The sequence below is a fragment of the Eggerthella sp. genome, assembly GCF_048329335.1.
GTDB lineage: Bacteria > Actinomycetota > Coriobacteriia > Coriobacteriales > Eggerthellaceae > Eggerthella > Eggerthella lenta.
Genome location: NZ_DBFEGU010000223.1, coordinates 1 through 9,831 on the forward strand (window position 1 = coordinate 1; position 9,831 = coordinate 9,831).

Annotated in this window: 10 protein-coding genes; 5 read left to right on the forward strand and 5 right to left on the reverse strand. The window is 64.8% G+C overall.

The genetic code is table 11. The features are described 5' to 3' along the window. The 3 genes from ACMO6A_RS07325 to ACMO6A_RS07335 all read right to left on the reverse strand — a co-directional run. Positions 1–1,067 (reverse strand): MFS transporter (locus tag ACMO6A_RS07325; RefSeq protein ID WP_418471011.1); only part of this gene is annotated, 1,067 nt, incomplete at its 3' end. Positions 1,068–1,173: 106 nt separating this feature from the next. Beyond that, the gene (locus tag ACMO6A_RS07330; protein ID WP_009306500.1) at positions 1,174–2,001 is read right to left on the reverse strand and encodes a MerR family transcriptional regulator; all 828 of its coding nucleotides are present in this window, start codon (positions 1,999–2,001) and stop codon (positions 1,174–1,176) included. Between the two features lie 23 nt (positions 2,002–2,024). Next, entirely contained in the window at positions 2,025–2,690 is a 666-nt protein-coding gene (locus tag ACMO6A_RS07335) for a hypothetical protein (protein WP_009306499.1), read from the reverse strand. Positions 2,691–2,901: 211 nt separating this feature from the next. Here ACMO6A_RS07335 and ptcA point away from each other — a divergent pair, with 211 nt between their 5' ends. From ptcA to ACMO6A_RS07360, 5 genes are all read left to right on the forward strand, one after another. After that, positions 2,902–3,927, forward strand: a complete 1,026-nt coding sequence (gene ptcA, locus ACMO6A_RS07340; RefSeq protein WP_009306498.1) for a putrescine carbamoyltransferase — start codon at positions 2,902–2,904, stop codon at positions 3,925–3,927. Between the two features lie 29 nt (positions 3,928–3,956). Then, complete coding sequence (locus tag ACMO6A_RS07345) at positions 3,957–5,459, forward strand: APC family permease (RefSeq protein WP_009306497.1); 1,503 nt, start codon at positions 3,957–3,959, stop codon at positions 5,457–5,459. A gap of 22 nt (positions 5,460–5,481) precedes the next feature. Further along, positions 5,482–6,597 carry an agmatine deiminase gene (gene aguA / locus ACMO6A_RS07350; RefSeq protein ID WP_009607791.1) on the forward strand — a complete coding sequence of 372 codons (1,116 nt, stop codon included), beginning with the start codon at positions 5,482–5,484 and terminating at the stop codon, positions 6,595–6,597. 31 nt (positions 6,598–6,628) lie between these two features. Then, positions 6,629–7,582 carry a carbamate kinase gene (arcC, locus tag ACMO6A_RS07355; RefSeq protein ID WP_009306495.1) on the forward strand — a complete coding sequence of 318 codons (954 nt, stop codon included), beginning with the start codon at positions 6,629–6,631 and terminating at the stop codon, positions 7,580–7,582. A 129-nt stretch (positions 7,583–7,711) separates the two neighbouring features. Further along, positions 7,712–7,939 carry a hypothetical protein gene (locus ACMO6A_RS07360; protein ID WP_147271071.1) on the forward strand — a complete coding sequence of 76 codons (228 nt, stop codon included), beginning with the start codon at positions 7,712–7,714 and terminating at the stop codon, positions 7,937–7,939. A gap of 7 nt (positions 7,940–7,946) precedes the next feature. Here the strand turns inward: ACMO6A_RS07360 and ACMO6A_RS07365 are convergent, their stop codons facing one another. Together ACMO6A_RS07365 and ACMO6A_RS07370 are read right to left on the reverse strand one after the other, a co-directional pair. Further along, a complete protein-coding gene (locus tag ACMO6A_RS07365) occupies positions 7,947–9,368 on the reverse strand; it encodes an MATE family efflux transporter (RefSeq protein ID WP_009306494.1) in 1,422 nt (473 codons plus the stop codon). A 318-nt stretch (positions 9,369–9,686) separates the two neighbouring features. Then, positions 9,687–9,824 carry an amidohydrolase family protein gene (locus tag ACMO6A_RS07370; protein ID WP_418471012.1) on the reverse strand — a complete coding sequence of 46 codons (138 nt, stop codon included), beginning with the start codon at positions 9,822–9,824 and terminating at the stop codon, positions 9,687–9,689. Positions 9,825–9,831 lie beyond the last annotated feature (7 nt).

Below are 9,831 nucleotides of genomic sequence, written 5' to 3' on the forward strand. Positions count from 1 at the left end.
CCCAGCGCGCTGCCGCGCGACGCTTCGGGAATGCGATCGAGCATGAAGAAGCCCAGCAGCGCCGACGCGGGTCCGGCGCTCACGCCCAGCACGAGCGCGCCCAGCAGCATGAACGGATAGGGAGGCAACGCGCCCAGAATAGCCACGCCCAACAGCATGCCGAACATCGACAGCACGTACCATGTCCGACGCGACAGACGCGGAGCGAACGCGGCATAGGCGAGCGAGCTTGCCAGCAGGCCCAGCGACATGGTCGACAGCACGTAGCCCAGCAGCTCGGGACGGCCGCTGTCCGTGAAGAACACGGGCAGGACGAGGCCCTGGAACGATCCCATGACCATGACGATGCCGAACGTGAGCAGGGTGGAGACCGTCAGCACGCCGTCGGTGCGGAACAGCACGCGGATGCCGGTGCGCAGCGCGCCAACGGCCGATGGCACGACGCCCCGCTGCGCGGTCGCGTCGCCTTCGTTCGCAGGGGCACCCGATCGCACCGCGCCCACGCAGCGCGGGATGGTGGCGGTGGCAAGCGCTGCCGAGAACGAGAGGGCGGCCGTGAACCACAGCGACGGCACGCCGCCGACCAGGCCGATGGACAGCGCCGCCAACGCGGGCCCTACGATGGTGACCAGCGAATCGAGCGACTGCGACAACCCCATGAACCGTTGGAGGTCCACGTCGTCGTGTTTGGTGACGGCTGGCAGCAGCGCGTCGCGCGCGGTCATGCCGGGGATGTCGCCCACGGCTCCCAGCAGGCCCAGTGCGACGAACCACCAGAAGTTCAGTCCCCATATCATATCGACAATGGGAATGAGCGCGATGCTGGCGGCGGATACGAGGTCGGAGGCGATGGATATGGTGCGGCGGTTGAAGCGGTCGAGCGCCGCACCGCCCACGATGCCGATGGCCATCTGGGGGACGGCGCAGATGAGCGCCAGCGTGCCGGCGGCCAGCGCATCGCCGGTGGTAGCCAGCAAGATGAGCGGAAGCGCGACGGCTGCGATGGAGTTTCCCAGCAGGGAAAGCGCGTTCGATACGAGGAAACGGATGGAGGTGCGGCCGAACATGGGGAGGTCCTTTCTAGCGAGATCCTTCGACTGCGCGCCTGCGGCGCTCCGCTCAGGATGGCAGTTGCTGCTAGAAAGGAGTAAAAACTACGACGCTGCGTCGGGGTCAAGCGTCCTGTGACGAAGATATGGAGGCGGCTCCGCGTTTTGCGAGGATGCGAGCTTCAAGCGTCTCTTCCAGCTGGGTCTGAGCTCGTGCTTGCGCCTCGTTGAGCCCGGCGCGGATGAGTTCGTCGATGTACAGCTCGGCCTGGGGGTTGAGTTCGCTGTCCCAGTTCGCAGGGTCGAAGCAGTCGATCACAGGGTCGAGCATCTCCATGGCGGCATCGATTACGCGGTCGATGTCCGCATCCGTCGCATCGGGAGGCAGCTCGTCGAACATCGTCTGTATGTCATGGAGATCTTCGATCAGCCCTTTCTCGCCGAGGGCGGATACGGTGCGCTCAAGTTCGACGATATCTTCCTCGGTATACAGGTGCCCGGCGATAAGCAGCGCGTCGCGGTCGCCGCTGCGCACGGGCAGCGTGTCGTAGGCGTTGCCGATGAGCGCCTTGGCCGCGCGGGCGAACCGCACCGGCAAGTCGGGGTCCAACTGCTCGCGCTTCAGCAGGGCGATGGTGCGGCGTTGCTCCTGCAGACGCTCGATCTGCAGCGCCAGTTCGCGGTCGAGTTCATCGAGCGCCTCGTCGGCGTTCGGGCCGGCTGCTTCGGCCAGATGAGCGTCCGTTTCGTCGAGCACCTCCGAAATGCGCGACAGCGAGAACCCTAGCGACGACAGCCGCTTGATGCGCAGCAGGCGCACGAGGTCCCCTGCGCCGTAGTCGCGGTAGCCGTTCTCGCCGCGCGGCGGCTCGGGCAGCAGGTCGATGGCGTGATAATGGCGCAGCGTGCGCACCGACACCCCCGCCAGCTTCGCTATCTCGCTCGACTTCACCAGGAACTCTCCTTCGCTCGCGCCTACCGCGCCCGGCGGACCATCAGGCGCTCTTCGATGGGGAAGGCGTCGATGCTGCGGCGCTCCACCGTCTCGAAGCCGAAGTGGCCGTACAGCTGCTCGAGCCGTTCGGTGTAGCAATCGAGGTAGCAGGCCAGCCCGTGCTCGTCGGCGTATTCCAGAAACGGCGTGAGCAGACGGCGGAATGCTCCGCTGCCACGCTTCTCGGGATCCACACCGGCCGAGATGAAGTAGATGAAATCCTCGTCGGCCGCCGCACGCTCGAGCGGCCAGCTCGTGGAGGAGATGGGATCCATCGCCTCGATGCGCGGTCCCAGCACGTCGATCTCTTCGTCGGTGAGCACCTCGGCCAGAAGCGTGCCCGATTCCTCCTCGAGCTCGGTCCAGTCGACGTCGCCCAGCTCGCTGCGCAGGTAGACGTTCGCGGCCCCCGCTCGGTCGGGCAGCGCGTACACGCACTGGTACGGTGCGGTGACCTCGTAGTCCGATCGGATGACGGCGCGCGTGATCTCCAGCTTGCGATCGCGTCCGATGCCCAGCTCGTCGAGCGCTTCGAGCCAGGTGACGTACCACATCTCCTCGAGGAAGCACGTGCCCACCATGCGGGCGAGCGCGTCGAGCTCCTCGGTTCGGTCGGGTTGGACGGTGATGAGTCCGGGCAGGTTCATAGGACATCCTTTTGCGATTCGGTTTCGGTTCGTCTTCGATTCTCGCACGACCCGCTAGCCTTGTCGAGCGCTTCGGTGATTCGGGTTACAACTGAGGGCAAGGCGCGGCCGTACTGCAATCCGGTCGCGCCGGTTTGTCTTCGCCGCATCGCGCTGGCGCTGCCGCGACGACGGGCTGCCCGTTCAGTTCGCTTTCGAAGGAGGCTTTTCGATGACCGTCAAGGATTTTCTCGATACCAACGATTTCACGAAGGACCAGCTGCTCGACATGATCGAGCTGTCGCGCGTGCTCAAGCGCTGCGTGAAGGCCGGGTACTACCCCGAGCTGCTGAAACATAAGACGCTGGGCATGATCTTCCAGCAGGTGTCCACCCGCACGCGCCTGTCGTTCGAGGGCGCCATGGCCGACCTCGGCGGCACGGGCCAGTTCTACGCGCCCGGCACCATCCAGCTGGGCGGTCACGAGACCATCGAGGACTCGGCCCGCGTCATGAGCCGACTGCTGGACGTTCTCGAAGCGCGCGTCGACCGCCACGAGGACCTCGTCGAGCTGGCGAAGTACGCGACGATCCCCGTGATCAACGGCATGTCCGACTACAACCATCCCACCCAGGAGATGGGCGACCTCCTCACCATGATCGAGCATCTGCCCGAGGGCAAGCGCATCGAGAACTGCAAGATGGTGTTCGTGGGCGATGCCACCCAGGTGTGCGTGTCGGAGATGTTCATCACCTCGAAGATGGGCATGACCTTCGTGCAGTACGGCCCCGAGGGTCATCAGATCCGCGAGGACCTGCTGGAGATCGGTCGTAAGAACTGCGAGGTGTCGGGCGGCAGCGTCAGCGTCACCGGCAACCGCGAGGAGGCCATGAAGGACGCCGACTTCGTGTACACCGACGTGTGGTACGGCCTGTACGACAAGGAGCTGTCGAAGGACGAGCGCATGGCCATCTTCTACCCGACGTACCAGGTCACCGAGGAGCTTATGGCCATGGCTGCCCCGGACGCCAAGTTCATGCACTGCCTGCCCGCCTCGCGCGGCGAGGAAGTGACCGACGCGGTGATCGACGGCTCGCAGTCCATCTGCTGGGACGAGGCCGAGAACCGCAAGCACTCCATCCGCGGCTTGCTGGCGTACTTCTGCAAGCAGGCCGAAACCGACCAGCCCGAAGCCGACGAAGCCCACGATCAGCTGAACTACCTGCTGGAAGGCCTCGGCAAGCAAGCGATCAAGTAAGGGTCCGACTGATTTGAAAGAGGCTCCTTATGGCAAAGAATAAGAAATTTCGGTTGGTCGACGCGATCCTGTCGGTCATCACCGTCGTGTTCGTGGCCGAGGCGGCGGCTCCTGCGGCCGCCATCGGCAACTCGCAGTTCTTCTGGTGGATCTTCCTCATCATCGCGTTTCTGCTGCCGTACGGCTTGGTGGTCAGCGAGCTGGGCACCACCTACGACGACGAGGGCGGCCTGTACGACTGGGTGCGCCGCGCGTTCGGCGACAAGTGGGGCAGCCGCGTGAGCTGGTACTACTGGATCAACTTCCCGCTGTGGATGGCGTCGCTCGCTTTCCTGTTCCCCGAGACCATCTCGATGATCACCGGCATGGAAATAGGGCTGGTGCCCTCGCTGGCCATCGAGCTGGCGTTCGTCTGGATCGTCGTGTTCCTCAGCTTCTCGAAGGTGTCGGACTCGGCGTGGATCCTCAACCTGGCCGCCGTGCTCAAGGTGGGCATCGCGCTGGTGGTGGGCGGCCTCGGCATTTGGTACGCCGTGAACTTCGGCTTCGCGAACGACATGGCGCCCGAGACGTTCCTGCCGGCGCTCGACTCGAACAGCCTGACGTACTTGTCCATCATCCTGTTCAACTTCATGGGCTTCGAGGTCATCACCACGTACGTGGGCTCGATGGAGAACCCGAACAAGCAGATTCCCCGCGCCATCATCGCGGGCGGCATCGCCATCGCGGCGCTGTACCTGTTCAGCTCGTTCGGCATCGGCGCCGCCATCCCGGCCATGGACATCTCGCTGGACTCCGGCATCATGGACGCCGTGGGCATCATGGCGGGCGTGGGCAGCGTGCTGTTCATCGTGGTGGGCATCGTGTTCCTCATCACGTTGTTCGGCAACATGGTCAGCTGGTCGTTTGGCGTGAACTTCGTGGCCGAGCACGCGGCGCGCAAGAAGAACATGCCGAAGGTGTTCGCGCACGAGAGCGAGAAGAACCAGATGCCCACCGGCGCCGCCATCGTCAACGGCGTGGTGGCCAGCGTGTTGGTGCTGCTGTCGCCCGTGATGGAGCTGGCGGGCTTCGACAGCTTCTTCTGGATCTTCTTCTCCATGAACATTGTGTTCCTGCTGATCAGCTACATTCCCATGTTCCCCGCGTTTTTGAAGCTGCGCAAAATCGACCCTGCGGCGAACCGCGTGTTCAAGGTGCCGGGCGGCCACGGCGTGGCGCTGGTAGTGGCGTGGGTGCCGGTGATCCTGCTCGTGCTGGCCATCATCGCCACTATCGTTCCGCTGAACGGCTCGCCCGAGGAGATGAGCAAGATCCCCATGCTCATCGGCGTGATCGCGTTCGTCATCCTGGGCGAGCTCGTGCGCATCTGGTCGGCGCGCGGGCGCAAGGACGATTACGGCGGCATGGGCTCGAGCGGCGACCCGTTCGAGTTCGATGTGGCGCACGGCTACGAGGAAATGCCTGAATCCGAGAAGATCGCCGTGGAAGAGGATCTGATCATCGGCCGCGAGCCGCGCGATCTGGTGTAACCAATCCCGAAAGGACGTACTTATGGATACCATTTACGAGAACGAATCGACCCCGAAGAAAGACGGCTACCGCATGCCCGGCGAGTTCGAGCCGCAGGAGTGCATCTGGATGCTGTGGCCGCATCGCCCCGACAACTGGCGCGACGGCGCGAAGCCTGCGCAGAAGGCGTACGCCGACGTGGCGCGCGGCATCGCCCAGTACGAGCCGGTCATCGTGGGCGTGAACCCCGAGGACTACGCCGCCGCGCACTACGTGCTAACGGGCGAGGAGAACATCCTGGTCGTGGAGATGACCAGCGACGACTCGTGGATCCGCGACTGCGGCCCCACGTTCGTGGTGAACGACGACGGCGACGTGCGCGCGGTGCACTGGCACTTCAACGCATGGGGAGGGCTGGTGGACGGCCTGTACTTCCCGTGGGACCAGGACGCGCTCGTGGGTCTGAAGGTGGCCGACCTCGCCGGCGTTGATCGCTACCGCCCGGACTCGTTCGTGTTGGAAGGTGGCTCCATCCACGTGGACGGCGAAGGCACCGTGATGACCACGGAGATGTGCCTCTTGTCCGAGGGGCGCAACCCCGAGCTCTCGAAGGAGCAGATCGAGAACTACCTGTGCGAGTACCTGGGCGTCGACAAGGTGATCTGGATCAAGGACGGCATCGACCCCGAGGAGACGAACGGGCACATCGACGACGTGGCCTGCTTCGTGCGCCCGGGCGAGGTGGCCTGCATCTGGACCGACGACGAGGACAACCCGTTCTACGAGGCCGCGCACGCCGCCTACGAGACGCTGTCGAACGCCACCGACGCGAAGGGGCGGGCGCTCAAGGTGCACAAGCTGACCATGCCGAAGGAGCCGGTCTACATGACGCAGGAGGAAGTGGACGCCATCGACGTGGTGGAGGGCACCATCCCGCGCACCACCGAGGACGTGTGCATCGCCTCGTACATGAACTTCCTCATCGGCAACGATTTCGTGCTGGTGCCCCAGTACGACGACGAATACGACGAGATGGCGTTGCAGCAGGTGCAGGAGATGTTCCCCGAACGCGAAGTCGTGGGCGTGCCCACGCGCGAGGTGGTGTACGGCGGCGGCAACATCCACTGCATCACCCAGCAGCAGCCAGTTGGCGTGTAAAGTCCGAAGCCCCAATCAGAAAGGATTTCCCATGTCCTATCAGAAAGGACCCGGCCAGACCGTGGTCATCGCCCTCGGCGGCAACGCCTTGGGAAACACGCCGCAAGAGCAGCTGGAGCTGGTGAAGAACACCGCCTCGCACATCGTCGACATGGTGAGCGAGGGCGTGAACGTCGTCGTGTCCCATGGTAACGGGCCGCAGGTCGGCATGATCCAGAACGCGTTCGACTACGCGAACGCCCACGACGGCAAGACGCCGGCCATGCCGCTGCCCGAGTGCGGCGCCATGAGCCAGGGATACATCGGCTACCAGCTGTCCCAGGCCATCCTGAACGAGCTCAAGCGCCGCGACATCATGCGCTCGTCGGTGGCGCTCATCACCCAGACGGTGGTCGACGCGAACGACCCCGCGTTCCAGGATCCCACGAAGCCCGTGGGCGCGTTTCTGACTGAAGACGAGGCCGTGCGTCTTGCGAACGAGACGGGCGCCACGTTCAAGGAGGACGCCGGCCGTGGCTGGCGCCAGGTGGTCGCATCGCCCGCGCCGGTGCGCATCGTGGAGTTCGATGCCATCAAGGACCTCGTGGACGACGGCTACCTCGTGGTGTCCACGGGAGGCGGCGGCGTACCCGTCATTGAGGAGGACGGCGGGTATCGCGGTGTGCCGGCCGTCATCGACAAGGACCGTTCCAGCGCCAAGCTGGCGGCCGACTTCAAGGCCGACATGCTGGTCATCCTCACCGCGGTGCCGAAGGTGGCCATCAACTTCAACACGCCGGACCAGCAGGACCTCGACGTGCTGACCGTGGCCGAGGCCGCGCAGTATATCGAGGAAGGCCAGTTCGCTTCCGGCTCCATGCTGCCGAAGGTGGAGGCCTGCATCGCGTACCTGCAAGCCTACCCCGAGGGCAAGGCCATCATCACCAGCCTCGAGAACGCCGCCGAAGCCATCGAGGGCAAGTCCGGCACCCTGATCGTGGCGTAAGCGCCGAAAGCGCGTGGCCCGTCGACGCGCGGGCCACGCGCTTCTCCATCGTGAACGCGCGAGTCGAAATTCTGGCACAAAATAACGGGTAGGGGAACGATTCGGCGCTGTTTCGCATGTACGATAGGGGTGAAAAACAAGAAACCCCAGGTCGAAATCGTCCGCAATCCGAACCAAATTCCCCTACCCGCAAATTTGTGCCAAAAACAGGCACCCCACGTTCAAACCGCAACCCGACAAACCGATGCTAATCGTGACAAGCGGGAGCGGCTCAACATGGGCGTAAGCTCTCGTCAGGAGGTGCTCGACATTGTGTACGATGCGGGCGCCGAAGGCAAGACGACGCCCGCATCGTGAGAGGTTCTTACTCCGCTTCGAGCAGCGGTTCGGATTCGGGGGCGGGTTTTGTTTGCATTGCCCCCGCCCGCCTCAGCTTCCCGCATTCCCGCGCGGCCAGCGCCACGGTCAGGGAGGCGGCCATGAGATCGGCGGGGGGCTGCGACCACCAGACGCCGGTCAGGCCCTCGACGGCCGCCAGCACCACGATCATGGGGATGGCGAACAGCAGGTAGCGGCAGACGCCCAGCAGAATGGAGATGCGCTCCTGTCCCACGGCCTGGAAGTACGCCGAGGCCACCTGCGCCAGGAACCCGAACGGCGCGCACACCAGCAGCGGCAGGAAGTGCGAGGCGGTCAGCTCGATCAGCTGGGGGTCGTCGCCGATGAAGAACGTCGAGATGGGCGCGGCGAACGCGATGACCAGCCCGCACACGACGGCCAGGATGGCGAACGTCCCGCCCAGGCTGGCCTTCACCAGCTCGTGCAGGCGCTCGAAGTGGCGCGCGCCGCGGTTGAAGCTGGCGATAGGCTGCAGGCCGTAGGTGGCGCTGAGGCACAGCATGTCCAGCAGGTAGACGACGTAGCCGTTGATCACGGAGAACGCCGCGAGGTCGGGATCGCCGCCCAGCGAGCCCAGGTAGTTGTTGATCACGATGGTGTACACGAGGCTGGCCACCTGCACCAGGAACAGCGGCAAGCCCTGCCAGAGGATCGTGCGGCAGATCGCGGGATCCAGCTTCATGCCTCCGAACGTCACCTTGAAGGTGGACTTCTTGTTGAACTGGAAGTACAGGATGGCGAAGAACCATAGCCCCGTGCTCATGCCGTAGTACGCGCCTGCGGCAGCGAAGCCCAGGTCGAGCACGTACACGCACAGATACAGCCAGAACAGCGCCAAGACGGAGGCGATGACGGCCAGCGCCGAGGCCAGCGAAGGCTTCTCGTCGGTGCGCAACAGCGAGCACAGCAGCTGCCCCAGCGTGCAGAACGGGTAGAAGCACATGAGCAGGCGGATGAACGCCGTCACGTCCTCGTGGATGTCGGGCGTGGCGCCCAAAAGCGTGGCTATCTGCGGCGCGAACAGGGCGATGACCGCGGAAAGCGCCACTAGCAGGTAGGCGGCCAGCCAGAACCCCTGGTTGAACACCTTCTGCGCGCCCGCCGTGTCGCCGCTGCCCAGGCGCTGGCCGGCTGCGGCGGCGGTGCCCATGCCCAGCGCCCCGCCCAGCGCCAGGTTCAGCAGCTCCAGCGGAAGGATGACGGTGACGGCGGCCAGGCCGAGCGGTCCCAGGCCGTTGCCGATGATGAGGCCCTCCAGCACCACCATCACCATCTGCGCCAGCATGCCGGCGAACGTGATGGCGGCGTAGCGGGCGAACAGCGGCTTGATGGGCGCGGTGCCCAGCTCGCGTTCGGTGGGTTCGGGCTCGATAAGCAGCTCGTCCATTGCCGTCGGCCTCCTTGAGCCTGGTGGCGGTTTCCGTCGTGACGACCTTACCGCGAAGCCGACGCGAGCGGGGGATTATACCGGTCGCGTTTCGCCGGAGTGCGGGATTATATGGGATTAGCCGGGTAGCGCGAAGGTTACGGGATGCCGAGGGAGCAACGGGAACGGCGCGCGCATGTCGTCCGCAGTCCGGGGACGCATCTTCGCCCCTAAAACACGCTACAGGCCCCTTTTCCGTGTTTTAGGGGCGAAGATGCGTCCCTGCGGTGCCCCCGGTTCCGCGCCGGGGGCACCAAACATGGAAGGGGATGGGTCTGGTTAGGCTTCGTACACCTTCTTGCCGTCCAGGTAGGTGGCAAGCACCTTCGCGCCGAGGATGTCCTCCGGGGCGCAGGTGACGAGGTCGGTGTCGAGCACGGCGAGGTCGGCCAGCTTGCCGGCCGTCAGCGATCCCACCTCGTCG